General features: G+C 38.1%; 25 protein-coding genes and 1 tRNA gene. 7 read left to right on the forward strand and 19 right to left on the reverse strand.

What is annotated here, in order from left to right; genetic code table 11:
• Window positions 1-24: 24 nt before the first annotated feature.
• From P4V41_RS01155 to nagZ, 7 genes are all read right to left on the reverse strand, one after another.
• Window positions 25-1,083: a DUF871 domain-containing protein gene (locus P4V41_RS01155; RefSeq protein ID WP_328083033.1), complete on the reverse strand. Its 1,059-nt coding sequence runs from the start codon at window positions 1,081-1,083 to the stop codon at window positions 25-27.
• Between the two features lie 19 nt (window positions 1,084-1,102).
• Complete coding sequence (locus P4V41_RS01160) at window positions 1,103-2,476, reverse strand: PTS transporter subunit EIIC (protein WP_328083034.1); 1,374 nt, start codon at window positions 2,474-2,476, stop codon at window positions 1,103-1,105.
• Window positions 2,477-2,528: 52 nt separating this feature from the next.
• Window positions 2,529-3,248 carry a GntR family transcriptional regulator gene (locus P4V41_RS01165; protein ID WP_328083035.1) on the reverse strand — a complete coding sequence of 240 codons (720 nt, stop codon included), beginning with the start codon at window positions 3,246-3,248 and terminating at the stop codon, window positions 2,529-2,531.
• A gap of 8 nt (window positions 3,249-3,256) precedes the next feature.
• On the reverse strand, window positions 3,257-3,976 hold the full coding sequence (nagB, locus tag P4V41_RS01170; RefSeq protein ID WP_328083036.1) for a glucosamine-6-phosphate deaminase: 720 nt from the start codon (window positions 3,974-3,976) through the stop codon (window positions 3,257-3,259).
• Window positions 3,973-5,160 carry an N-acetylglucosamine-6-phosphate deacetylase gene (gene nagA, locus P4V41_RS01175; protein ID WP_328083037.1) on the reverse strand — a complete coding sequence of 396 codons (1,188 nt, stop codon included), beginning with the start codon at window positions 5,158-5,160 and terminating at the stop codon, window positions 3,973-3,975. Before nagA ends, nagB begins: the two co-directional genes overlap by 4 nt.
• 120 nt (window positions 5,161-5,280) lie before the next feature.
• A complete protein-coding gene (locus P4V41_RS01180; RefSeq protein ID WP_328083038.1) occupies window positions 5,281-6,534 on the reverse strand; it encodes a DUF1343 domain-containing protein in 1,254 nt (417 codons plus the stop codon).
• Window positions 6,535-6,551: 17 nt separating this feature from the next.
• Window positions 6,552-8,573 carry a beta-N-acetylhexosaminidase gene (gene nagZ / locus P4V41_RS01185; RefSeq protein ID WP_328083457.1) on the reverse strand — a complete coding sequence of 674 codons (2,022 nt, stop codon included), beginning with the start codon at window positions 8,571-8,573 and terminating at the stop codon, window positions 6,552-6,554.
• A 395-nt stretch (window positions 8,574-8,968) separates the two neighbouring features.
• Between nagZ and P4V41_RS01190 the strand changes: the two genes are divergently transcribed.
• Both P4V41_RS01190 and P4V41_RS01195 read left to right on the forward strand, forming a co-directional pair.
• A tRNA-Ala gene (locus P4V41_RS01190) sits at window positions 8,969-9,044 on the forward strand.
• Window positions 9,045-9,240: 196 nt separating this feature from the next.
• Window positions 9,241-9,519, forward strand: a complete 279-nt coding sequence (locus P4V41_RS01195) for a hypothetical protein (protein ID WP_328083039.1) — start codon at window positions 9,241-9,243, stop codon at window positions 9,517-9,519.
• A gap of 62 nt (window positions 9,520-9,581) precedes the next feature.
• Here the strand turns inward: P4V41_RS01195 and P4V41_RS01200 are convergent, their stop codons facing one another.
• The 3 genes from P4V41_RS01200 to P4V41_RS01210 form a co-directional block, all read right to left on the reverse strand.
• On the reverse strand, window positions 9,582-10,037 hold the full coding sequence (locus P4V41_RS01200) for a YndM family protein (RefSeq protein WP_328083040.1): 456 nt from the start codon (window positions 10,035-10,037) through the stop codon (window positions 9,582-9,584).
• A gap of 90 nt (window positions 10,038-10,127) precedes the next feature.
• Window positions 10,128-11,726: a sodium:solute symporter family protein gene (locus P4V41_RS01205; RefSeq protein WP_328083041.1), complete on the reverse strand. Its 1,599-nt coding sequence runs from the start codon at window positions 11,724-11,726 to the stop codon at window positions 10,128-10,130.
• Window positions 11,723-11,848 (reverse strand): symporter small accessory protein, encoded by a 126-nt coding sequence (locus tag P4V41_RS01210; protein ID WP_328083042.1) that lies wholly within the window; start codon window positions 11,846-11,848, stop codon window positions 11,723-11,725. Before P4V41_RS01210 ends, P4V41_RS01205 begins: the two co-directional genes overlap by 4 nt.
• Window positions 11,849-12,113: 265 nt before the next feature.
• On the opposite strand from P4V41_RS01210, the gene P4V41_RS01215 reads away from it, so the two are divergent.
• On the forward strand, window positions 12,114-12,878 hold the full coding sequence (locus P4V41_RS01215; protein ID WP_328083043.1) for a hypothetical protein: 765 nt from the start codon (window positions 12,114-12,116) through the stop codon (window positions 12,876-12,878).
• Window positions 12,879-12,910: 32 nt separating this feature from the next.
• On the opposite strand, the gene P4V41_RS01220 is transcribed toward P4V41_RS01215, so the two are convergent.
• Window positions 12,911-13,360 carry a hypothetical protein gene (locus P4V41_RS01220; RefSeq protein ID WP_328083044.1) on the reverse strand — a complete coding sequence of 150 codons (450 nt, stop codon included), beginning with the start codon at window positions 13,358-13,360 and terminating at the stop codon, window positions 12,911-12,913.
• Between the two features lie 135 nt (window positions 13,361-13,495).
• Between P4V41_RS01220 and P4V41_RS01225 the strand changes: the two genes are divergently transcribed.
• Window positions 13,496-14,803: an ectonucleotide pyrophosphatase/phosphodiesterase gene (locus P4V41_RS01225; protein WP_419181275.1), complete on the forward strand. Its 1,308-nt coding sequence runs from the start codon at window positions 13,496-13,498 to the stop codon at window positions 14,801-14,803.
• Window positions 14,804-14,841: 38 nt separating this feature from the next.
• A complete protein-coding gene (locus tag P4V41_RS01230; RefSeq protein ID WP_328083045.1) occupies window positions 14,842-16,113 on the forward strand; it encodes an MFS transporter in 1,272 nt (423 codons plus the stop codon).
• Between the two features lie 52 nt (window positions 16,114-16,165).
• On the opposite strand, the gene P4V41_RS01235 is transcribed toward P4V41_RS01230, so the two are convergent.
• The 3 genes from P4V41_RS01235 to P4V41_RS01245 all read right to left on the reverse strand — a co-directional run bounded on the left by P4V41_RS01235 (window position 16,166) and on the right by P4V41_RS01245 (window position 18,150).
• Window positions 16,166-16,501 carry a spore coat protein gene (locus tag P4V41_RS01235; protein WP_328083046.1) on the reverse strand — a complete coding sequence of 112 codons (336 nt, stop codon included), beginning with the start codon at window positions 16,499-16,501 and terminating at the stop codon, window positions 16,166-16,168.
• 15 nt (window positions 16,502-16,516) lie between these two features.
• Window positions 16,517-16,804: a hypothetical protein gene (locus P4V41_RS01240; protein ID WP_328083047.1), complete on the reverse strand. Its 288-nt coding sequence runs from the start codon at window positions 16,802-16,804 to the stop codon at window positions 16,517-16,519.
• 155 nt (window positions 16,805-16,959) lie between these two features.
• A complete protein-coding gene (locus P4V41_RS01245) occupies window positions 16,960-18,150 on the reverse strand; it encodes a M14 family zinc carboxypeptidase (protein ID WP_328083048.1) in 1,191 nt (396 codons plus the stop codon).
• A gap of 262 nt (window positions 18,151-18,412) precedes the next feature.
• Between P4V41_RS01245 and P4V41_RS01250 the strand changes: the two genes are divergently transcribed.
• Window positions 18,413-19,309, forward strand: a complete 897-nt coding sequence (locus P4V41_RS01250; RefSeq protein WP_328083049.1) for a formate/nitrite transporter family protein — start codon at window positions 18,413-18,415, stop codon at window positions 19,307-19,309.
• Window positions 19,310-19,410: 101 nt separating this feature from the next.
• Window positions 19,411-20,325 (forward strand): DMT family transporter, encoded by a 915-nt coding sequence (locus P4V41_RS01255; RefSeq protein ID WP_328083050.1) that lies wholly within the window; start codon window positions 19,411-19,413, stop codon window positions 20,323-20,325.
• 36 nt (window positions 20,326-20,361) lie between these two features.
• On the opposite strand, the gene P4V41_RS01260 is transcribed toward P4V41_RS01255, so the two are convergent.
• The 5 genes from P4V41_RS01260 to P4V41_RS01280 all read right to left on the reverse strand — a co-directional run bounded on the left by P4V41_RS01260 (window position 20,362) and on the right by P4V41_RS01280 (window position 25,482).
• Window positions 20,362-21,084 carry an amino acid ABC transporter ATP-binding protein gene (locus P4V41_RS01260; protein WP_328083459.1) on the reverse strand — a complete coding sequence of 241 codons (723 nt, stop codon included), beginning with the start codon at window positions 21,082-21,084 and terminating at the stop codon, window positions 20,362-20,364.
• A 24-nt stretch (window positions 21,085-21,108) separates the two neighbouring features.
• Window positions 21,109-21,768, reverse strand: coding sequence for an amino acid ABC transporter permease (locus P4V41_RS01265; RefSeq protein ID WP_328083052.1), 660 nt, complete (start codon window positions 21,766-21,768; stop codon window positions 21,109-21,111).
• Window positions 21,769-21,871: 103 nt separating this feature from the next.
• Complete coding sequence (locus P4V41_RS01270) at window positions 21,872-22,657, reverse strand: transporter substrate-binding domain-containing protein (RefSeq protein WP_328083053.1); 786 nt, start codon at window positions 22,655-22,657, stop codon at window positions 21,872-21,874.
• Window positions 22,658-22,879: 222 nt separating this feature from the next.
• On the reverse strand, window positions 22,880-24,703 hold the full coding sequence (locus P4V41_RS01275) for a PAS domain S-box protein (RefSeq protein WP_328083054.1): 1,824 nt from the start codon (window positions 24,701-24,703) through the stop codon (window positions 22,880-22,882).
• 233 nt (window positions 24,704-24,936) lie between these two features.
• A complete protein-coding gene (locus tag P4V41_RS01280) occupies window positions 24,937-25,482 on the reverse strand; it encodes a flavodoxin family protein (RefSeq protein WP_328083460.1) in 546 nt (181 codons plus the stop codon).
• Window positions 25,483-25,604 lie beyond the last annotated feature (122 nt).

Here is a 25,604-nt window from a genome sequence, read left to right on the forward strand (position 1 = left end):
GATCTCCTTTATTATGGTTGTTATTTATTTCACGGAAGAAGTCAGTAACACAAATTTCTTGCCACTTCCAACTTTCTTCATCAGTGACAAACTCTCTTTATTAACACGACCCGCTACATTCGTTTTTGAATCAGCAGGAATATCTTCTAAACAAATCTGAAGTTCGCCCGCATATCTACCATATAACTCGTTTTCAACCGTTATCGTTCCTTCATTAAATACATCTAATTCATGAGCTTCTGGTTGAAAATGAGAAGGCTGATGTCGTGACTCAACGGACCTGACCACATACTCTGCAGCATCCATTCTATTCGTATGAACCTTGTTATCGAATGTCTCGTATCCTTTGTTCAAATCGGCATAAAGAGGGACAGTACCTTCCATTAAAAACTTTAACTCTTGCAAAGTTTTGTTCGTCAGGTTTAAATCTCCTACACAGATTTTGTCCGTATTCATTTCTTGTAGTTCCAATGCAGCAAGTGCTGGTGATACATGTCTGTGATTCTCAATTGTAGGAAGCCCTAAATGAAGAGGTCCGCGTAATTTTTCATCACCTTGAATAAATCCCATCGTTTTGATTCCAAACCGATGAAACAGAGCATTTCTCTCATAAAGAGATTGCTTTGAGATACCTGTAAACGGTTTTGGATAAAAGTTGTGCCAAGCCTCTGTTTGATTCGGTTGAAGCCCCTCATCTATCAACTTCTTAAGCTGTTCTTCGTCAATGGTACTTGCGTTCAGGCCAACTTTCAGGTGGTGAGACAGCCAAGCGATCTGCTTGGCTGTAAACCCATAATCCATCCTGATACCCGAAATGCCCCAGTCTGTTAAGGACGGCAGTTCAGAGAAAGATAAACCCAACCGCTCAAGAGAAGCCGGTGATACATCAGCCATTACTTCCATATGAAACATTTGAGCCGTTTTCCCTAACCATTTAATTTGTTTAACGTAATCCACATCTTTTTCTTCAGGAATATGAAGAGAAGTAAAGATGTATTGAAAGCCACTTTTAGCGGCTTTCTCCATCCAGTTTTTATTAAAAGTGTCTGATTCACTCAGGTAAATTGAAATCCCATAACACAAAACGTTCACTCCTGATTCGTTAGATGTCTTTTGCCATACTCTCTTTAAATCCAAACGTCCATGTGAATAAGAATCCGAAGAAATAAGCAATTACTAAACCTACTAAATAGAGAACCATTTCATTTGCGTTTACAAGGAATACGAGTGGAATGCCTGACACACCGATGGCAATCGTAGCAACTTCATAGAATGCCTGGAACGCTCCACCAACTGCTGCTCCTAGACATGCTGTTAAGAACGGCCGCCCGAGCGGAAGGGTAACACCAAAGATTAGCGGTTCACCGATTCCAAGCATACCTACAGGTAATCCACCTTTGATAACTTTACGAAGACGTTGGTTCTTTGTCTTAAAGTAGATCGCAAAAGCCGCACCAACTTGCCCTGCACCACCCATGGCTAGAATCGGTAATAATGGATCATCACCGATCGTATTAATAAGCTCCATATGCACTGGTGTTAAACCTTGATGCAATCCTGTTACAACCAATGGAAGGAATGTTCCTGCTAAGATAAGTCCAGAGAAAATACCGCCAATATCAATTAAATTCAACAAACCTTTAGTAATTAAATCTGACAAAAATCCGCCTACTGGCTGAAGAACAAATAGCGTAGCAAAGCCTGTAATTAATAAGGCCAATGTTGGCGTAACAATAATATCAATTGAAGGGTGTACAAACTTTCTAATACGCTTTTCCAAAAAGGCGATTAAAACCGCGGCAAGCATTACACCAATCAATCCACCACGTCCTACTACAAGTGGATCTCCAAAGAGGGTAATATTCGCAAGACCCGGGTTAATAAGCAAAATACCTGCTGCTCCACCTAATGCTGGAGTTCCACCGAATTCTTTGGCAGTATTTATACCAACAAACACAGCTAGGTAACTAAATACACCCCATCCAATTAAGCTGAGCATCTGCATGATTGAAGATTCTGGGTCAGCACCACTTCTTACAGCTACGTTTGAAAATCCAGCTATTAAACCAGACGCTACGATTGCTGGAATCAGCGGAATAAAGATGCTAGCGATCTTGCGTAAAAACTGTTTGAAAGGTGTTGCATTCTTCTTGTTGATAGCATCCTTATTCATCCGGGCAATCTGTTCGAGGTCCATAGGATCCGTCTCATCAACAGATTGGATGTTCATACCCGTTTCCTCGCTCATCGCAAGCGTGACGCGATTAACGATACCAGGTCCGACAATGATCTGCAGTGTATCATCTTCAACGACACCCAACACACCATCTACTTCTTTAAGACCTTTTAGATCTGCCTTTGACGGGTCGTGTAAATTAACCCGAATTCTCGTCATACAGTGCATCAACGATTGGATGTTTGAAGAACCTCCAAGTTTTTCGATGATACCTTGAGCCATTTGCTGCTCTTTCCCCATGCTTCTTCCCCCTTTTAGTAAACGCTTTCATTTTTATATAAAACGCTTATGATCAGCGTTTCATATCGATCATAAATTTGTAGCGATCGCCTCGATACACAGACTGAACAAGTTCAAGTGGCCTACCTGTCGTTAAATAGGTTTGTCTCTTGATAAGAAGAACTGCTGCGCCTTTAGTAATCTCAAGTATCTCGCTTTCCGCTTCACGCGAAATGGACGCTTCTAAACTTTGTGTCGCATAATCTATTACAAAGCCTGCATTCTCAACTTCAGAATACAAAGAACCTTCTTTTATATGTGATTCATTTAATTCAAGAAGATCCACGGGAACGTAAGTCGTCTCGAACGCCATTGGTATTTCATTTGCAAGGCGAACACGTTTAATCTCATAGATTTCTTGGTTTTCTTCGATTTCAAGTGCTTTTGCTACTCTGTGTTCAGCGATTGTTTTTTGAAAAGATATGAGTCTAGATGCGGGCTTATAGCCTCGTGACTTCATGTCTTCTGTAAAGCTTGTAAGACCTAGAAGCTTTTGCTCTATTTTTTTCTCAGCTACAAACGTTCCTTTTCCTTTTCTACGAGTTAAATAGCCATCATTTACAAGATTATTGATAGCCTGCCGAACTGTCATGCGGCTTACTTCATAGCTTAGAGCAAACTCTCTTTCAGAGGGTATCATGGTTTCAGATTCCCATTCGCCTTTATCGATTTTTTGCTTAATCGCTTCTTCGATCTGAAAGTAAAGTGGCATTGGTGATGTTTTATCTATCATAAAAATACTTAACTCTCCTCTTCTAAAAGACTCCTCGCACCTTCGTCAGCTAACACAGTAACGTTAGGATGTTGATTGAGAGCTGTCGCTGGTATATCGGAATTCAGGATACCTTGAAATAATTCTTTTAATGCCCTTGCTTTTTTTTCACCAGAAGCAAGAAGTAGAATTTCTTTACTCTCAAGTATCGTGCTGATTCCCATCGTAATGGCTTTTTGGGGCTGCTTCTCTTGTGTAAAATATTTAGCATTCGCGCTTAATGTGGAGTCTGTTAACTTCACTACATGCGTGCGAGAATTAAAATCTGTACCAGGTTCATTAAAACCAATATGCCCGTTCTCTCCAATACCGAGCACCTGTAGATCAATACCACCCAGTTGTTGAATCACTTCTTCATACCGAGTGCATTCTTTCTCAAGGTCAACGGCGATACCATCTGGGAGATGAGTTTGATTCTTATGGATTCCGATATGGTCAAAAAAGTTTTGTTGCATGTAATTATGATAAGCACTCGATCCGACATATTCGTCAAGGTTTACAGTGTGCACATGAGAATAGGACTGCTTATACTCTTTACTATATTTTGAAAGGTGTCGGTACATGCCTAAAGGTGTCCTACCTGTTGCAAGGCCAAGTACAATTCTTTCTGAACTCTTTATTTTTGAAAACACATATTCAGCTGCCATTCTTCCAAGCTCATCTTCGTCGGAAACTTTAATTAATCTCAAACACGTTCCCCCTTTCGATGATACATAAGTTCGCCTCGACAAAATGTCATAAGTACATCGCATTCCTCGGTAAACACCGTAATATCGGCGTCTTTACCCACCGAAAGACTTCCTTTTTGTTCAAAGATCTGTAGCTCTTTTGCAGCATTCTCACTCGTCATTTTCACAATATCCGACCAAGAGCAATGCGTATAATCCATCATATTTTTCACAGCGACGTTCATCGGCAAAATACTTCCTGCTAGAGTTCCGTCAATTAATCTAGCTTCATCAGCTTTTACAGTTACGAGCTGACCACCAAGTGTATAAGTTCCTTCTCCTAGACCTTTTGCTCTCATCGAATCTGTAATCAAAATAGTACGTTCCGAACCAGTAGATTGATAAGCCAGACGAATCATCTCTGGACTAGCATGAACACCATCAACGATCATCTCAACCTTCAATTCATCCTGTAAAAGAGCGGCACCTGCAACGCCTGGATCTCGATGATGCATGCCACGCATTCCGTTAAATAAATGAGTGACATGAGAAACACCTGATTCGATTCCCTTTTTCACTTCCAAAAAAGAACTATCACTATGACCGATCGACGCAATCACATTTTGAGATGATAAGTACTTTGTAAGCTCTAATCCACCATCCATTTCAGGCGCTAGCGTAACGAGTTTAATAAGATCACTAGCCGATTTTTGAAATTCTTTAAAATGATGTACATCAGGCTTCAGAATGAAAGACTTAGGCTGCGCGCCAGCTCGTTTGTGGGAAATAAAAGGTCCTTCAAGATGAATGCCAATCATTTCAGCGGTTGAACACTGAGATTGTTTTATGAAATTTGCAGCAGCATTCAGTGCTTTATGAATAACAGGAGTGTCTTCTGTCATCGTTGTTGCTAAAAAGGATGTCGTTCCTTCTGCTGGGAGATGTTTTGCAACAATCTCTAGCGCTTCTTGCGTTCCGTCCATAAAATCTGCTCCAGCAGCACCATGAATATGAATATCAATCATACCAGGGAGGATGATACAGTCCTGAGGCAAGTCATATCTTGTAACTTCTGCATCTGGTGAAAAAGGGTTTGTAGGACCAACATGGTGAATCTTATCTTTTTGAATCCACAGATATCCGTTTTTAACAAGCTGTCCTTCTTCGTTAATCAAATTTCCAACTAGTAATATATTAGGTTTCATGTCCACTCCCCTTTAACACTTTATGCCTAGCCTAACATTCTTATGACTAGTTGTCTATACCAGTCAGAAAATTCAAATAAAAAGCTAAGGCTAAAGAAACGCCTTAGCTCTTTCTCACACTTAATACAACAAATATTTTTTTCTTAAATCTTTAAAATCCTCAAGTTCTTGATTATATCTAGAAACGATTTCATCTACAGTTCGTCCTGTCTCAATATATTCTCGAACCCATCCGTTTCCGGCTAATAGATCGAAGAAAGAGATCCCTCTACTGTCTTCTGCCCTAAATTCAAACTCGTTTGGGTAAAGGTCATGAATGCTTTTTACAAGCGTGATTCCAGTAAGCACAGGCTGGAATAACCTTTCATCCTTCACATGAATCTCTACTCCGTGAGATAGCTTTCCAGCATGCTTAGATGAAGCAGGTGTAAACGAAGCCGCTCTAAATGTAACGCCAGGCAGAGCTTCTTTATTTAATTTCTCAGCTAGTTGATCTCCGTTAATAAATGGAGCACCGATCAATTCAAACGGCTTAGTCGTCCCGCGACCTTCTGATACATTTGTCCCTTCAATCAGCGCACTTCCAGGATACACAAGTGCAGTATCCTTTGTTGGCATGTTAGGAGAAGGCAACACCCATTGGAGCCCACTGTCTTCATAGCTCCAGGATCTCTTCCATCCTTTCATTTCTACCACTTTTAAATCTGCATCAATATCAAACTCTTTGTTAAATAATTTTGCCAACTCTCCTACAGTCATTCCATGTTTTAACGGAATAGGATAGAGACCAACAAATGAAGAATACGCAGGATCTAATACTGGCCCTTCTACTTCTTTACCTCCTAGTGGATTCGGACGATCGAGTACGACAAATGGTATATCGTTCTCTTTTGCTGCTTCCATCGCATAAGCCATCGTGTAAATATACGTATAGAAACGTGTACCTACATCTTGAATATCAAACACTAAAACATCGATACCTTCAAGCATCTCAGGAGTTGGCTTTTTCGTGGCTCCGTACAAACTATATACAGGAAGACCTGTTTTTGGATCGTTATAAAATTCAACATATTCTCCAGCTTGAGCGCTTCCTCGTACTCCGTGTTCAGGTCCATACAATGCTTTTAGCTCTACATCTGGATGATTGTATAAAACGTCAACGATACTGTTCAAGTTACGATCTACTCCTGTCGGGTTCGTGATTAAACCGACCTTCTTGCCTTTTAATACCTTCATTTCATGACTCAAGAGTTGTTCTAAGCCTGTTTTAAATCTTGTCTTATGATCAAAACCGTTGTGGTTCGAAGCTTGAGCACCTGGCAGCATAAAAGAAAATAACATCAATAGCGCTAAAAAAATTCCCCATTTTCTCATTGTCTATTCTCCTCCTATTAGTAGCTTTCTCCATGACCAAACGGATATAGAATCTGTTCTAAACCATCTTCATAGATCGTAACAGGCAGCTTACCTGAAGGATTGTTCATTCCGAAAATGGTTTCTGCTGCTGCCCTAAAGCTCGCATCTCTGAAGCTGTATTGTGTAAGATAAGCTGTAACTTCAGGGAACGCCATAATATCATAAGGATTTCTTATACCTACAGCTGTTGTTTTATCTGGTGCTGTATCCATAACTTGATTGATCATCTGCATTTGAGGTGAAGACGGTGAGCGTCCAGCCACGTTAAACGTATAGGTTCCGAGTACAACGAGGTCGGCATCTTTTACTTTTTCCAACTGTTCTGCATTTAATGGTTTATCTGCTTTAATCAACTCGACCGATGAGTGGTGAGAAGCTAACGCTTTTTGAAGGTTTTCAATATAAGTGTTGCCTATAACCACTAACGAATTAACCTCGTTCTTATTAACCGGTAAAAGATTATCGTTCTTTACGAGTGTTATTGACTTTCTCGCCACTTCATTTTCTAAAGCCTTATGATCTTGGTTTCCAACCACTTTCTCTGCATGATCAATTTTTTCTTCAACTGGTGTCTCATTTACTTGTTTGTAAATACCTCGATTCGCTTTTAACGTCAATAGACGCTCGACAGATTGGTTCAATCTTTTTTCTGTAATTTCACCATTATCGACTGCCTCATATAAACCGTTTGCGACTTCTTCTAATCCCACTGGCATTAATATGATATCTGTTCCAGCATTTACTGCACGAATTACTGCATCAACTGCACCAAAATGATCGGCTATGGCTTTCATATTTAGTGCATCTGTAGAAATAACACCATTAAAGCCCATTTCGTTTCTCATTAAGTTCGTTAAGACTTCATGTGACAAAGTTGCAGGAAGAGCTATTTCAGTTCCGTCTTTCTTTGAAATAACAGTTGTCGGATCAATTTTAGGAAAGGTAACATGTGCTGTCATAATTGCATCGATACCTTCATCCATCGCTTGCTGAAAAGGATATAGCTCAACTTCTAATAACCTTTCTTTGTCATGTGGAACAGAAGGCAGACCTAAATGGGAATCAACTGCCGTGTCTCCATGACCTGGAAAGTGTTTAGCAGTGGCAGCCATACCTGAATCTTGTAATCCTTTTGTATAAGCGGTGCCTAAATCAGCGACTAACTGTGGATCTTCACCAAATGAACGTACTCCAATGACGGGATTATCTGGATTGTTGTTAACATCCAAGACAGGAGCAAGGTTCATATTAATCCCTAAAGAATGAAGCTCTGATCCAATGGCATGTCCGACAGATTCCGCCATCTCCGATGATCTTGTGGCACCAAGCGCCATATTTCCTGGGAAATCGGTACCGCTCTGCAAACGTGTCACAATTCCACCTTCTTGGTCGATTGAAACTAATAATCCGTACTCTTCATTTGCTTTTTTATATTCATCAACTAATCTGACTGTTTGTTCTGTAGTTACTACATTTTCCCTAAATAGAATAACCCCACCGAGGTGATATTTTTTTACAAGTTCTCTAATCTCATCATTCATTTCTGTTACAGGTTGCCCATTCCAATTACGGAAATCCGGCATCAACATTTGTCCTATCTTTTCTTTAACTGTCATAGACTTTATCGCTTTTGTGATCAAGTCATATTTTGAATGTTTTTGTTTTAAAAATTCTGCCTTTCCGTTTTTAACACGTATTCCGATTTTGTCGAACGACTTACCATCTGTTACTATGATGATTGTTGTACCATTCTTACCGTTTAAGCTTACATGGCCATCACTGTTTACAGAGGCAACTTTTTTATTAAGGGATTTCCATATTAAATGATTTGTCACTTCGACATATGTTCCATCTTCACTTGTTATCAATGCTGCTAAATCTACTGTATCGCCGTTAATATGCTTATTTAGTTGCGGCATATTTTGAGCAATCATTAAGCCTTCATTTCTTTTATGTTTGGCTGACACACCTTCAGCCTTCCCAACTCCAGCAAACATAGGAATGATCAATAGGGCAATCAAAAGAACATACCGAATGTTTATTGATGTTTTCACATTACTAACCTCCTTGAAATTTGGTAGCGCTTTCTTTCTTTGTCACTTTTCGGTAGAAAAAAAGCGGTTCCTGTCGCATGGAGACAAAACAGAACTTAAGTCCTTGTAACTACTAGGACTAGTTGTCTATACCAATTTTATCGACATTACTTTTAAGGTAAAAAAGACTTATATCTTTTTGTGAAAGTGTCATTTAGAAGAGAATTAGAATCTTTAAGTTCTAATTTTATGTATCTTAATCATTATTTGAAGTTACAGAAGAAGGTATGCAAATTTATCCAAAAAGGACTTGCTCCATTTTCAGAATAATTATATACTTTTGTATGTCAGTAAGATTCGGGGGCTTAGCTCAGCTGGGAGAGCGTTTGGCTGGCAGCCAAAAGGTCAGCGGTTCGATCCCGCTAGTCTCCACCATATATAAGAACTTCTAAATCCCTTGAGAACGAACCGGCAAGGGATTTTTTATTGAAAAGAAATTGTGCATGCGCATATTTTGCACTTCATTTGTCACAAATAATTCCTTGAGCCTTTCCCCATTCTAAAAGCATGCATACACTATATAAATGGAGCTTTATGTTCCATGAGTTTTGTTTAAAAAGGATGAATGCATATGGGGAACTTTCAAAAACCAATCGTTAAAGACAACACATGGATCGCAAAAGATATTTTAAATGGAAATAAAAATCTTACGACTGTTAATATCTGTAATTCTAGAATCGAACAGAGTACGATTATTACACCCATTACCATACACATTAACAGCGTCACAGATACGATTGCTGGCGAACAGCAACCGAATACGTTGGGTCGTACGATCAACCCGAATACGAATGGTGTATGGATTAGAAAAGTAGCGACTTCACGCGGTGTTAAGAAACAAAATAGATAACAAAAAGTACCGTGGGACTAGTGTCTCAAGGTACTTTTTTGGACAAGTTCTACAATAGAACTTTAATCATTTTTCTTGTTATCCCTTGGATCTTGTTCTTCAGCAAATTCTGTTGCATAACGAAAACCTGGTCTGAATCTTCTTTGTTGCCTTTGGGTTTTCTCTCTTGTTTTTGAAGGCATATGCTTTAATAAGTATTGATGAACAAAAACTTCAGTAGCGGTAATAATACCCGCTGCGATTACACTTCCCCACGCAATCTGCATGTAGCCATTTAAAAGAATCGACCCAAAAATCCAGACCACTACATACGCTAGAATAAATTCCGCCATCAACGTGTTGTTCTTACCTATTCTCGGTAACAAAATACGGTCCGCTACAATATATGTGATTGCAGTCGTCGTAACCGCAAAAGAAACAATATCACTGAGCGAAGCGTCAAAGAACAGATCGAGTCCGATCCAAAATGCGATAAGGCACACAATAAATTTCATTATAATGACTTTTACTTGTTCCATGAAAAAAAACCTCCTTAATCTGTTCCTAGTTTGCAACAAATAATGGAGGTTCATACTTCTTCAATTTAAATGAATTTACTTCTAAAATTTTTATTTAGATACAGCTGAAATTATCGGTTCTTTTTCTTTTTTCTGTGTAAAGCTAGTTCTTTTATCGAGTAAGCTAACGATAATAAATACGGCTGAAGACAAAGGTAAGGCATAGAAAAGAGGATCTATATGTGTCCATGGAAAAGGAAATATGGCTGCTTTTCCGAACCAAGCCTGTGATAATCCAATAGCAGCAGATTCTTTAAGGTGTATGAATAAGAAACCGATAATACTGACAGAAAAACCAACGATCATACTTGCTGTAGCTGCAGTCTTCGTAGCTCTTTTCCAATATAGTGCTCCAATCAGAGCTGGCATGAATCCTGCCGCACAAATACCAAACCAAAAAGCAGTCGCTTGGGCGATGATTCCAGCGGGAAGCAAATAAGCTAATATCACTGCAGCAATCACTCCAATAAGCACACCGATTCTCGAAGGGTTAAGCTTAGAACCAAATAGAGATTTTACACCGAGTGTTTTTAAAATATCTTGACCAAAAGCCGTTGCTTGTACATGAATTAGTGAACTTATCGTGGAGATTGTTGCGGATAATAAGGTGAGTGTAAAGAGATAAATAAACCATTCAGGCATGATTTGGTTTATAAAGATTGGAATGATAAGATCAACGTTGCCCTTTGCGGCTGTTAACGCGATCTCCCCTGTTTTCTCATAAAAGTATAGATTACTTAACGGGCCGATCACAAATGCTGCACCTGTCATAAAAAAGATAAAAACCCCACCGACTAATACAGATCGGTAAAGTGCTCGATCATCTTTTACAGTCATGCATCTCATAGCAAGTTGAGGCTGCGCTAGAACACCTATTCCAACTCCCATAATTATGGTACTTACAATGGTCCACCAAAGCGGAGATCCGAATTCAGGCATGCTCGTCCAACCTTGATGGCCTTGATCAACAAGAACTTGAGGAACTAGATTTTTCATCGCGGTTAATCCGTCATGCCCCTCCATAATGCCTCCTACTGCTTGATAGGTGACGAATAGGAAAATAGCCATACCGATTAACATAACAACCGCTCCGAACGCGTCGGTATACATTACGGCTTTAATTCCACCTGTTACGACATAGATCCCAATGATTGCAGCCAATAGGATAAGAGCGAGGTTAAAATTCATCGAAAGTGACTCTTGAAGAAATCTTCCTCCACCGATCAAAACGATGCTTGTATACGCTGGCATTAAAATAAAGATCATAGCACCCGAAAACACTGTGATAAATTTGGAGTCATACCTTTTCCCTAACAAAGTAGGAAAAGTTGTAGCATTTAGATCTAGAGAAAGTTTTCTAATTTTCGTTCCAAAAATGGCAAAAGCGACAAATATGCCTAGTACGATGTTCAGAAAAGCTAGCCATAATAAGCTAAATCCATGAGCTGCTGACACACCACCAAAACCAACAATGGCAGACGTACTAATAAAAGTTGCTCCGTATGATAATGCCATGATCGCAGGATGAATATTTCTCCCGCCTACTAAATAATCTGACTCTGTTACCGTCTTTTTATATCCATAATATGCCAACAAAGACATGATACTCATATATACAAGAAGAATCGGAATGAGAACTGCAAAATTCATTTTGAGTCATCGCCTCCTCTGTTCCACATGATTCCACCAAAGACAACACACCCTAATGCTGAAACTACGGTAGCTACCCATACAAATGCGATAAGTCCATCTTCCATGCCTAGCATAAACATAATCCCCTCCAATGAAATAAATGTGAAGACAATATACTTTGAATGCGCTTTCATAAATATGTAAAGATAGTATGCTCGCCTTATTCCCCCTCACACCGACGTATTATATGACTTCTTTCTATCCCTAGAATCCCCTTTAAGGTTCAAGTTTTTTTATAGGAAAATGTACTTTGTAACATTTATGAAATATTTCTGTAATATTAGTGAAACCATATTAGTCCTTCTTTCGTCTAATAAATAACAAGATAATGAGGAGGACATAACATTGAAATTCAAAAAACGCACGGTCATTTTTACAGCAACAGCATTACTAACAATCGGGGTATTAAATGATATCGAATTTGAGAGCAAAGTAAGAGCAACCGAACAAAACGCTCCTCTTAAACATGAGGTAGTTACTCCAGAGCGATTAAATGAAGACCTTACACTAAAAGAAAATGCTGTTGAAGAAAATAAAAAACAGGTAGCCGCATCGAAAGTGAACGTTCCTGTTCAACCTGAAAAAATAGTTCAAAAACAAGTTGTAAAAGAAAAAGTAGAACAGCCACAGATTTCCGATAAGCCTAAAGAAAATAAAATTCAAACAACACAACCTAAAACAAAGTCTGCTGTACAACCACAGACAAAAAATGTGGAGGCAAAACCAAAAGAAGAGCAAGCACAAACGAAGTTACCAGAAACTAAAATCATCGGTGACTACACATATGTTAGCTTAATGGATGATACACATGAGAACTTAAAACATCTAGTAGCCATCGCAAAGAAACATAATGCCACTCTTTATGCGATTGAAGATAGCGATTGTTTTGTTATGTTTGATAATTCTACAGATCAAATGATTATGAGTTTTAGCACGGGTATCAATATGGCTTCTATCGAAAACGTAGAGGTTTTATACGATATGCACCCTACGATTAAAGATCAGATTCAAGAAGTCATTAAAACAGGGAAAGAGATTCAAGTTAAAACTGGTGAATTTGAGGGCTATCATATTTCAAAAGTTGATGGGAAGATTAGAGTATCGTTTTAATGGCATAGAAAAAAGCCCTGTGGGGGCTTTTTTTATTTTTTCTTTATCTCTTTTAAAGCGACTACTTTAAGCGCCATCAGCTCATTATCCGTTACTTTTTCTAACAGCTTTTCATATACAGCTAGCTTTTCATCCTCATTCAAGCCTTTACTTACCTTCTCTCTAATGGAAGCTAATTCTTGAATCGTGTATCTCTCAGAGATGAATTGAACAGCATCATTTTTTGTAGTAAATGGTAACTTCTGCTTTGGAGGCTTCCCTGTTTCTATGTACTTTCTAATTTCTGGGTCTTCTAGAAGTTTCGTGATCTCATCTTCATTCGACTTTAATTCTTTTGTGATTTCTATCATCGCTTTTTCAGAAGCATAATCCATCGTGAAGACGTAAAGAATTACCCCAGTTGTGATAAAAAACATCACTACAACACCTAACCACCATTTGATCACTTCATCACCCGCTATATAATGAGATAATTCATTCATAACATAACTTACAAAGTTTGGAAAGGGAATGGTATGTTTTTTTATAATTCACACACAGACTTTACACGCGTTATATTCCCTTATGCTATCATTTAATTTAGAATGGTTAATCTTAGCAACTTTTGGAGGAGTATTATGTCCCGTCTAACCAATCATTTAGTTGTCATCTCTTTTGACTGTCTTTCTTCCCTTGATTTTCCTACGTTAGAGCAGCTTCCGCATTTTAAAGAATTTTTAAATCGAGGCTCTCATTGCAAAAAAGTAGAGACCATCTATCCCTCTGTAACGTATCCATGTCATACTTCAATCGTTACAGGGAGGTATCCAAAAAACCACGGAATTGTTAACAACACGTTAACACAGCCAGGGAAAGCTTCGCCTGATTGGTATTGGCACAGAAAACATATTAAAGGAACTACTTTATACGATGAAGCTAAAAAAGCAGGTATGACTACCGGTGCTCTTCTTTGGCCAGTGACTGCAAGAGCGAACATCGATTACAATATGCCTGAGATCTTTGCAAACCGAAAGTGGCACCACCAGATTCCTGTTTCTCTCTTAAACGGAAGTAAAAGATATCAACTTGATATGAACCGTCGATTTGGACATCTGCGTAGTGGTTTGAACCAGCCTGAGCTTGATGATTTTGTTTTAGAATCCACAATACATACGATTAAAAATAAAAAACCTCAGCTATTGCTTGTGCATTTTGTGGATTTAGATTCACAGCGGCACTACCATGGCTTTTCTTCTGGTGAAGCGATGGATGCGATTAAGAGACATGACGACAGACTTGGCAAAATTATCGAATCCTTACAGAAAGCCGGTATCTATGAAGAAACGACGATCGCTGTATTAGGAGATCATAGCGCACTCGATGAGAGCAAAGCTATTAAACTGAATGTGGTATTTAAGGAACATCAATTAATAGACACTGATTCAAAAGGCACAATACAAAATTGGAAAGCCTATTGCAAAAGTTGTGATGGATCAGCATATATTTACCTTAAGGATTCATCTGATTTACAAACAAAGGAGGTATTAAAAAAGCTTCTGAACCACTTATGGATTGATAAGAAAAATGGTATTGAAAAAATCTACAATCAAGAACAAGCGGCTGCAACAGGTGCTGATGATCGTTGTGTGTTTATGGTAGAAGCGAAACGAGGTTTTTATTTTAACGAGGATCATGAAGGCTCTTTTCTAAACCACATTACAGATCAAGATGTGAGGGCAAAACGTTACACGCATGCTTGTCATGGTTATTCTCCACAAAAAGAAGACTACACCACTATTCTGTTATTAGCAGGTAAAGGGATAAAAAGAAATGTTGTAGTTCCTTCCATGCATTTAATTGATGAAGGGCCAACGTTTGCTAAACTATTAGGTCTAGATTTAGGAAAAACGGATGGTAAAGTCGTACAAGATTTTTTAACCCACTAGTTTTTTACTAAAATTCTAGTAGAGAGAGGACAAAACCTATGAAACGGTTTACGAAAGAAGAGAATAGCTGGATGTACTATGATTGGGCAAACTCAGCGTATTCTATTATTATCTCAACAGCTGTATTTCCTTTGTTCTTTAAAGCAGCTGCAACAAATGCAGGTGTCAGTTCATCAGATTCTACAGCCTATTTGGGATATACCATCGCGATTGCCACGTTTATTTTAGCGATGCTGAGTCCTGTTTTAGGAACGATCGCTGATTACAAAGGATTAAAGAAACGCTTCTTCACTTTCTTTGTGGCACTTGGTGTTATTTCTACCGCTTCTTTAGCTTTTATTCCAAGTGATCAATGGCACTTATTATTAATTTTTTATACATTGACTGCTATCGGTTCTAGCGGATCCAATGTCTTTTATGATGCTTTTATAACCGATGTAACAACGGAAGAAAGAATGAACAGAGTGTCTTCAAGAGGTTTTGGATTAGGGTATATCGGAAGTACGATACCTTTTTTAATCAGTATCGCAATTATTGTGTTGGCACAAAATGAAGTTCTGCCGATCTCAACTACTTTAGCTAGTAAGATTGCATTTTTGATTACTGCGATATGGTGGGGAGTTTTTACGATTCCTATGCTGAAGAACGTTTATCAGAAGTACGGTATTGAACGAGAGCCTAAACCTCTGATCAACAGCTTTAAACGTTTAGGGAAAACAATGAAAGAAATCAGAAAGTATCGAGCTCTGTTTTTATTTCTGCTCGCCTATTTCTTTTATATCGATGGCGTCGGGACCATCATAACGATGTCCACCGCTTATGGTTCAGATCTTGGAATCAGTTCTACTAATCTTTTAATCATCCTTTTTGTAACACAAGTGGTCGCTGCCCCGTTTGCCATTCTATACGGAAGATTAGCAGAGAGATTTACAGGTAAGAAGATGCTTTACGTTGGAATTGTGGTCTACATCATCGTGTGTATTTATGCTTACTTCTTAAAAACAACAATGGACTTTTGGATTTTAGCCATGCTAGTCGCTACTTCTCAAGGTGGAATACAAGCGCTGAGCCGTGCGTATTTCGCTAAACTAGTACCGAAAGAAAACTCGAACGAATTCTTTGGCTTTTATAATATTTTTGGCAAGTTCGCCTCTATTATGGGGCCGTTGTTAATAGCTGTAACCGCTCAAGTTACCGGAAATTCCGCTAGTGCTGTGTTTAGTCTTGTCGTTCTGTTTATCATAGGTATTACGATCCTTATGTTTGTTCCAGAACCAAAAGTAGATTCTTCCCATTCTATCAGTGCATAGAAAGAACTGCTCTCAAAAGTTTTTTGAGGGCAGTTTTTTTAAAGTTATGAAATTAATGAGTTGATCCTTGATGAGGGAATTGGTTCATATAATTAGAAAATTGTTGATACGTTTGTTGAACTTTTTGAGTATCCTCAGACTCAAGTGCGTACCAACCCTTTTTAAACATCATGTTATAAAGTTCTCTCTGCATATTCTGTGTTTCGTTAAATATAGCAAGCAAATCTTGATATAGTGCATTGTGACTAGCCTCATTTAATGCAGTTGAATAAGAATCTGTCATATATTTTTCATATGATAGAACATCGTTGATATAATCTCGATCATTCATCTGAGGTGTCTTGGCAACCACCGTTTCCGGATTTTGAATTTTATTATTTTGATTCATTTACTAATTTCCCTCCTAATTTTTCAAACCAGGTGTTGACTGGTTCATCATTTCTGGTAGACCAGAAATATGGGTAATAATCCGTTTATAGTGATTTTCATGCATTTGACAAGCTTTCTCAAGTACCGCTCTTATTTCTTGATCCTGACATTGTCCAGCCATAAAGTGTGCCTTTTTCATACCTAGCAAGTTCCATGACAACATGTCTTTTACATAATTCAAATCTTTTCCAGTGATTACTTGTGGCGGTGTTTGGTAGGTCGGTTGTTGATTCTGCATTGGATTTGGATTTTGTTGTTGCATAGTACAGCCTCCTTAATTCTTTATTCAAACCTTATCCTTCCAAACTTTTCTAGGTTTATTCCTAAAGTGTTCTTTACTAAGGAATACTGCAGCTAATATTGGAAGATTGAAAGCAAAAAACAAGCAGTTGGATGGCTGCTTGTTTTTTGTCATTATTAATTTGCGATCCATTTAGGTCCTAGGATCGTTTGTATACGATAAAAATTTCCATACGCTGCATTCGCTTTATAAGTCCCTGGATAGAGACTTGCTGCTGCCATTTTATGATTTACATTAGGACGGTCATGCAAAGGAACTTTTTGAGTAAGAGTGATGGTTTTGGTCAATGGTGTTATACGTTTCTCCCAACGCTTATCCCCTTCTACTGCCATATAAAGTCCTGCTTTTTTGTTCCTTGTCCATTCTTCATTAATAATCGTGATCGGAGGATTCGTTTCACCTGCATATGGAGCAAGTTCAAACGTAAAGCCCGGCCGTTTGAAGGTTTGAATGAACCAATCTTTATATCCACCACCACTTGATAACTGTGTATCAGGAGGGATTAGTCGATACCCTGTCATGTTTGCAAGGGTTGTACCGAGCGTTTTGTCCCCTTCAAAGGTGTTGGTTCCATAATTAAAATGGTAGTATAGTATTCTTCCAGCTGTATGGTAAGAATTTGTTATTTCAGGATCTACTAGATAAGTGAGAGCCGACACCGCTTTTGCTTCCTTCGTTACAAGTGGAGCGCTACCCTTGTAATCTTTATAAGAAGGAGCCTTTGCATTATTTGAAATCTGTTCCCAACGTGCAGGATATTGTCTGTTCAGATCAACCCCTTGGGCATTCGACTTCCATCTTTTAAAATCTTTGCTTCCACCATTCATCTTAATGAGATTGGCATGAGCTGATGTAGGAAAAGCGGACAATCCTTTTTGCTGAAGGACGACACCATCTGGATTCGTCATAGGTACAAACCAGATCGACGTATTGTTCAATACGTTTGCAACATTATAGCCGTCCATCGTACCGTTCGAAACATAACGTTCACTATATTGATCGATCATTTCCATCACGATATTAGTCGTCATCCATTCTCTGGCATGATGCGATGCATTGTATAAGACCGTAGCATCACCTCTTCCTAGCTTTACCGCCCAGATGTCTCTGCCATAAGGTGTTTTTCCAATTGAACGGTATTGAACTAACCCTGGGTATTTTTGAGCAAGTGTTTTAATGTTACTCGTCATCGTTTCATATGTATACGTCTGATTTGGATTTACATAGCTTGCTGCTTCTCCCTTATAACTCCAAAATGATAAGCTCCCAAGCAATATCCCCATAAACAACACTAGACCTTTTTTCAATCTGTTATCTCCTTTCAATACACTATAAAATTATTTGAATATATTAATAGTATAGATAAGGAGTAGCACGGCTTCGCATGAGGATAGTCGCCTTTAATATTTCAATTTGTTTACCATAATTAAGTCAAATTACATATAAATTTGGTATATAAAAGTAAATAATAAGATTTGTTGTATAAATTTATTTAGATTTGGTTTTGCTTGCTTCTAATAATGGGAAGAGTAATAGGACGAGGATGACAAAACAAGAGGGAATGCAAAAATGAAAGAGAATCAGGATAACAAAAATAACAAAAAAGCAGATGTTCCAGATCGACAATACTTTTTCCCCGTACAGATTATTGAGTATTTTATTGAAGAAGGCAAAGCTTCTTTACAGATTACAAACTTAGCACAATTCATCTTATCTTTTATGGCAGGAGCATTTATCGCATTTGGTGCACTAGGTTCTGTTTTGTTATCTATAGGAGTAGACACAACTGGTACCTATAACCTCCTATCAGGTGTTGGATTCGCGATCGGCTATACTATGATTTTTTTATCTGGGTCTATTCTCTTTACGGAAATTAATGTTTTACTTCCCAGCTATATTCTACAGAGCAAGTACTGGATTAGTAAAAAGGTTCTGCGATTTTGGGGGATCTGTTATATTGGTAACTTTTTAGGAGCATTATTTGTTGGGTTCCTTCTAAATATGTCAGGTTCATTAGACAAAGAGTTTTATGAAACCCTTTTAAAGTTCATGGAAAAAAAGATGGAATTTACTGAACGAGGAACATGGGGTTGGTTTCAAGTTTTATTCTCTGGTATTCTTGCAAACTGGCTCATCGGAATTGCAGCCGTCCTCGCTACAGCTGCACGAGATGTGATGGGTAAAATATTCGGCATCTTATTACCGGTTATTATTTTTGAAGCAGGGAATTTCCAGCACGCCGTGGCGAATATGGGATATTTCAGTATTACAGTGTTGGAAGGATTTGAATACAGTTGGTATGAATTTATACTACTTAATTTAATTCCTGCAACAATCGGCAACTTGATCGGTGGAGGGATATTAGTATCTTTGTTACTTTCTTTTGCTTTTAAAGAAGACATTGATGATAATATCGTTAAAGAGGAAGAAGAGGAAGTAGAAAAGATAAAGCATAAGATGGAATAGTAGTAGAAACTCCGAAACACCTTTATTGTGATATACAGTAAAGGTGTTTTTTGTTAGAGTTTCAGTAGGATTATAATTTTCTTTATAGGAGATGAACCAATTTGGCTTATCAAACTAAACTTGCTCTTCTATATGTAGCGATCGGCGCATCTCTTTGGGGAATCATCGGTTTTTTCGTTAAAGAGCTCTCACTAGCAGGTTTTACATCATTACAAATCGTCTTTCTACGAGCTATTAGTGCTTTCCTATTATTTCTTCTTTGGATTGTTATAAAAGATCCTGCATTATTAAAAATTTCACTAAAAGATACTTGGTATTTCCTAGGAACGGGGATATTAAGTGTTTCTTTCTTTAATTGGTGTTATTTTACGACGATACAAACGTCATCACTTGCCATAGCAGCTATTCTCCTTTATACGGCACCAGCCTTTGTGCTAGTGATTTCTAGTATCGTATTTAAGGAAAAATTGACTCATCAGAAGCTGTTAGCCCTTATCGCTACTTTTATTGGCTGCACACTCGTCTCAGGTCTGTTCTCCTCTAAATTAGAACTATCGATTACTAGTCTTCTGATTGGCTTAGGAGCCGGGTTTGGCTATTCGCTTTACAGTATTTTTGGAAAGTTAGCTAGTCGAAAGTATGAAACATTAACCATCAGCATCTACACTTTTTTCTTTGCGATGCTTGCTTTATTTCCGATCAGCGGTATAACTTCCGCTAATACACTAGTCTTTAATTCCTCCGTTTTATTAAATATTGTCGGACTTGGACTTTTCCCAACCGTATTCGCTTACTGGTTCTATACACAAGGCTTAAAGCAGATGGATGCAAGTAAAGCAGCTATCATATCTACTATTGAACCGGTTGTAGCTACATTGATGGGACTGATTCTGTATAAAGAGGCTGTTTCCTTCGTTCAAATTATCGGTATTCTATTTGTGCTTGGCGCTGTCCTTATGATCCAAGAAAGAAACGAGAAAGACATTCAAACTTCCATCGTACAAAACAGACATTAAAAAGGTGCAGCTTATACGCTACACCTTTTTGTTTCATTATAAAATAGAGCTCAAAAAGTCTTTCGTACGCTCTTCTTTTGGAGCATCAAAAAGCTCTTCCGGCTTTCCTCTTTCCCAGATCTGCCCATCGTGCATGTAAACGACCTCATCTGCAACTTCTTTTGCAAAGCCCATCTCATGAGTCACAACCACCATCGTCATCCCTTCTTGCGCTAGCTCTTTCATCGTGGCGAGCACTTCTCCTACAAGTTCTGGATCGAGTGCCGATGTCGGTTCATCAAAAAGCATGATATCTGGTTTCATCGCAAGCGCTCTTGCAATAGCAACACGCTGCTTCTGCCCACCAGATAATTTTGCTGGATAAACATCTGCTTTATCTGAAAGACCAACTTTTCCAAGTAAAGCTTTTGCTTCTTGTTCAGCTTCTGATTTATTCTGATTTTTCACATTAAGAGGAGCTTCCATCACATTTTCCAATACCGTCTTGTGCGGAAACAAGTTAAAGTGCTGAAAAACCATCCCTACTCTTTGACGTACTTCGTTTAAGTTATGTGTTTTAGGATCAATTTCTTCTCCTTCGATGACGATCTTACCTCCATTTTTAATCTCAAGGAAATTAATGCATCGAAGCAACGTGCTTTTGCCAGATCCACTAGCACCAATCAAGACGACAACTTCACTTTCTTGTACGTTTAAATTTACTTCTTTTAATACTTCTAGATCTCCAAAACTCTTTTTTAAGTTTTCAATGCGTATCATTTCTTTTTTCAAATCAGACACCTCCTATTCCCCAGCTGATAGTTTCTTTTCTAAAAGGTTAACAAGTAATGTGAAAAGAAGTACGAGTATAAGATAGTACACACCTACAATAATCAAGTACGTCATCTCGTCAAATGTCCTCGATCCTTGTGTGGTTGCTATGCTGAACAACTCGTTTAGGGCAATAAAGGATGCTAATGATGAATCCTTCAGACCGATAATAAATTGATTGCCTAGAGGTGGTAGTGCTCGTTTAAAGGCTTGAGGTAAGATAATTCTTCTCATCGTCAGCCCGTAAGTCATACCTAGAGAGCGCCCAGCCTCCATTTGTCCTTTATCAACAGACTGAATGGACCCTCTGAATATCTCAGCAATGTAAGCACCATTATGCATAGCAAGACCAAAAGCCGCTGACCAAAAAGCAGAAATGCCTAACTCGGCTAGACCAAAGTAAAAAATGAAAATCTGTACGATTAACGGCGTACCACGAATCAGTGCAATATAAATATTCGCGATCCAATTTAGGACTTTAATTCCAGAGATTTTAAATAACGCAAAAATAAGTCCAATCCCGGTACCGATCAAGATAGATACAAAGGTAAGTTGTAGAGTGATCCAAAGTCCCTTCATGAAGAGCGGATAACTTTCTGCTAATACGTCTAAAATGTGTGCGAGATCAAACATGCCATTGTCCTCCCCTTTTTATCTTTGTAAATGGTGTGAAATTAGAATTGTTTAGATAAATGAAAACCGCCCTGCACGTAACTTCATGAGGGCGGCTCCACCATTATTCAGGCTTCTTTGTGATATCAGCACCGACGTATTCTTCACTAAGCTTCGCGAGCTCACCGTTATCCTTCATTTTCTTTAATGCCTTATTTATCGCTTTTAGCAATTCTTTATCTTCTTTTTTAATGGCAATCGCTTGTTCACTCGTACCAAGCTGCTCTTGTTCGACGATCTTAAATCCTTTTTCAATCGCTTGTTTACCCGTGATTGCGTCAGTAATAACCGCATCGTGTTTACCTTCGCTCAAAGCACGCAATGCTGTAGCATCACTGTCATAGTTTTTAATTTGATCTGTAAAATCTTGTGCAGATTTTTCATAGGTAGAACCTTTTGAAACAGCAACTTCTTTTCCTTTTAAATCTTCTTTTGTTTTAATATCACTGTCTGGTCTTGTAAAGATTACCGGACCTGAGTAATAATAAGGCTCGCTAAAATTCACTGCTTTCTTGCGGTCTTCAGTGATTGTATGGCTTGCCACTGCTGCGTCAAAACGATCTGCCTTAATAGCGGATACAGCGCCGTGGAATTTAAACTTTTCTGGAACAGGCTTTAAACCAAGTTCTTTAGCAATCGCCTTACCGACTGCAACATCAAAACCTGTTAGTTCCCCTTCCTTATCAACAGAGCTGAATGGTGGAAACTCTCCTGATACGATAAAGTTAAATTCACCTTCGTTCTTTAATTCCGGACCCCCGTCACTTGATTCACTACTGCCACATGCAGCTAGTACAAACATTGAAAAAACTACAGCTAAAATCCCGATCTTCTTCTTGAAATCTTTCATTCTTATCCTCCTTGAATATCCCATTTTGTAGATTCCCCTACTAGACAAGGGTGGCATGAATTGGAAATGTTCTCAATTTTACGCAAATTCTCACCTATCTAAAAGGTCAGATTTTTCATGCATCTTGTATATGGTTACCCTTTACAAAAAACTCGTAAACACTTATTTAGCAAGCAAAAAAATACGCATTTCAAATATATTGAAATGCGCATGATCAAATCTTTATGGTAAAAGCTTAGTCGGTAACAATATTGTAACCGTTGTCCCAATATCTAACATACTTTCAAATGTGATGTTTCCATGATGATTCTCAATGATCTTTAAGGATACCATCAGCCCTAATCCTATCCCTTTTTCTTTATTGGAATAGAAGGGTTCGCCAAGTCTTGCAAGTCGCTCTTCGCTGATCCCAGCTCCTTGATCGGTAACTTTAATAAAGACATAGCCTTCATCATGTGCTCCAGTTTCTACAAAAATGGTGCCTCCGCTATCCATGGATTCTATAGCATTCTTGATCACATTAATGATCACTTGTTTTATTTGATTTCCTTCACAAAGAATCTGAGGTACGTTCATTAAATGCGTTTCGAATTGAACGTTATTAAGGTTCGCTTCTGAATCTAACAGCGTGATCGTCTGTTTAATAAAATCATTCACGTTTCTATGCTGAAAAAAGGTTTCCTGATGCGGTTTAGCTAATACTAAAAATTCAGTAATGATCGATTCAATCCGATCCATTTCAGACAAGATGATCTCACTATGAAGATCTTCCATGTCTGCTTTCATGAGTTGGACGAATCCTTTGATACTTGTAAGCGGATTACGAATCTCGTGAGCGATCCCTGCCGCTAACTCACCAACGACAGTAAGTTTATCTGATTTTCTCAGCAATTCTTCTTTTTCTTTTAAATCTGTAATATCTTCTGAAATACCCGCTATTCGATAGATTTCATCTTCGTCATTGGTGATCGGAAATGCTCTTGTTCTGATCCATCGGACTCTGTTATTTTTTCCATGTATCCGATATTCAATCTGTGATTCACCTTGCGCGATTAAATTAATGAACGCTGAAACAGCTTCTTGATCTTCCGAGTGGACGTCTGTAAAAACAGATTCAATCAGATCCTTCTCTTCAGCATCCCATATTTGCTTATAAGCCTTTGATATATAAAGTAGCTGATGCGTTTTATAATCTTGCATCCAAAAGATGTCTTTTGCATTCTCGGCAAACTGACGGAACCTCTCCTCACTCTCTCGAAGTCCTAGTTCCATCCTTTTGCTTTGGGTGATATCCCTCGAAACACCTACAATCCCTTCCACTTGACCCTGATCATTATTAATGGGAGATAGGATAGCCTGATAATAGAGACGTTCACCAGCACGCACATTACTCCACTCATAAAATTGAGATTTACCTTGCAATACAAGACGACATGCTTTCTCTTGACCTTCAGCAATCTCATCACCAAAAACTTCGCGAACGGTTTTACCTAAGAAGTAGGCTGGCTTCACACCATGCTTCTCCATCCAACGTCCATAGATGCCTGTATGTACAAAATTAGTGTCTAACGTAAAGACAGTGTCTTCCATTGAATTGACTAGTGAATAAAAGCGTTGCTGACTGCGATTTAATTTTTTTTCCGTACTTTTTAATTGCCGGTTATCTGTTAGAGTGAGCACCGATAGATCGCTCCTACTATCAGTAAGAGGACTGATAGAAACTGACAACGAAGACGAAAAGCCCGTGTTTTTACATATAAGATCAATTTCAATCTCATATACTGTTTTTTTTCTCTTCACATGTTGATGGTAAGCTTCTTGAAGTGACCATTTCTCTTTGTTAGAATCTGTTAAAAAAAATGGCAACTCAAATATATATGAGCCTTCTACTTCTGAATCAGTCAATCTCAACATGCTATACGCTTTTGTATTAGCATAAAGAATTGTGCCACATGGTTCTAAAACGATAATCCCACTATTAACCGCTTCATAGAACGTATGCATCATTTGTTTTTTATTTTGTAATTCAAACGAAGTCTCTCGCATGTTCTACATCCTTGTTGAATTATTTTTTTAAGTATTTACAAGAAATGCCTTTTCTTTATTTTTCTATTAAATTCAAAAAAACACAAGAGTTATTTTCCTCTTTTTGGATTCAACTTGATCGTCAATAAAGACTTAGAGATGTTTCTATTACGTAATAACTAGAACCACTCTAAGAACACTTTTAAGAAATCCCTTCGTACATTTTTCGTAATGAAAATACAAAAACACACTGATTATTTTTCAGTGTGCTTTAATATAGCTGTACTAAATGACTTAGCATCTACTAAGCTCTTAGAGTCAGATAATATCTCCTCAGGTGCGTTTGCTTCTCCTATTAAGTAACCAACAAAATCTATACCTAAAAAGTCAAATATATACTGAAACTGTTGAATCAACGGTAGCGCTTTTATTCGTGGATGATCTCCTCCAACTGTAACAACATAAGCTTTTTTATCACTCATTGCTTTCTTAAAGTTAAGTGTTTCATCTCTTAAACTTTGAGAGAATCGATCTACAAAATTTTTCATAATACCGCTCATTCCGTACCAGTAAACAGGTGTAGCAAAAATAAGGACATCGTATTGTAGAATCTGTTTGATCAATTCTTCGTAATCATCATCTACCTTAACAAATCCACCTGCATCATGGCGAAGATCATCTATAGGGTTGATTTTATAGTTTTTGAGGTAAAAAGAAGTATGCTGAATTCCGTGTAGTGCCTTTTGAGTTAGTGCTTCCGTGTTGCCATGTTCTCTAGAGCTGCCGTTAATAACTGCAATTTTCATTCCTATCACCTTTCTTATTCGTAATTTAATTGGTAGAAGCTCTCTTCATGAAAAGGATGATTGAATAGCATTCTCATAAAAAAATAAACAAAGAATAGAGTAAAAGATAACAAGTT

The sequence above is a fragment of the Fictibacillus nanhaiensis genome, assembly GCF_036213205.1.
In the GTDB taxonomy this organism is placed as follows: Bacteria; Bacillota; Bacilli; order Bacillales; family Fictibacillaceae; genus Fictibacillus; species Fictibacillus nanhaiensis_E.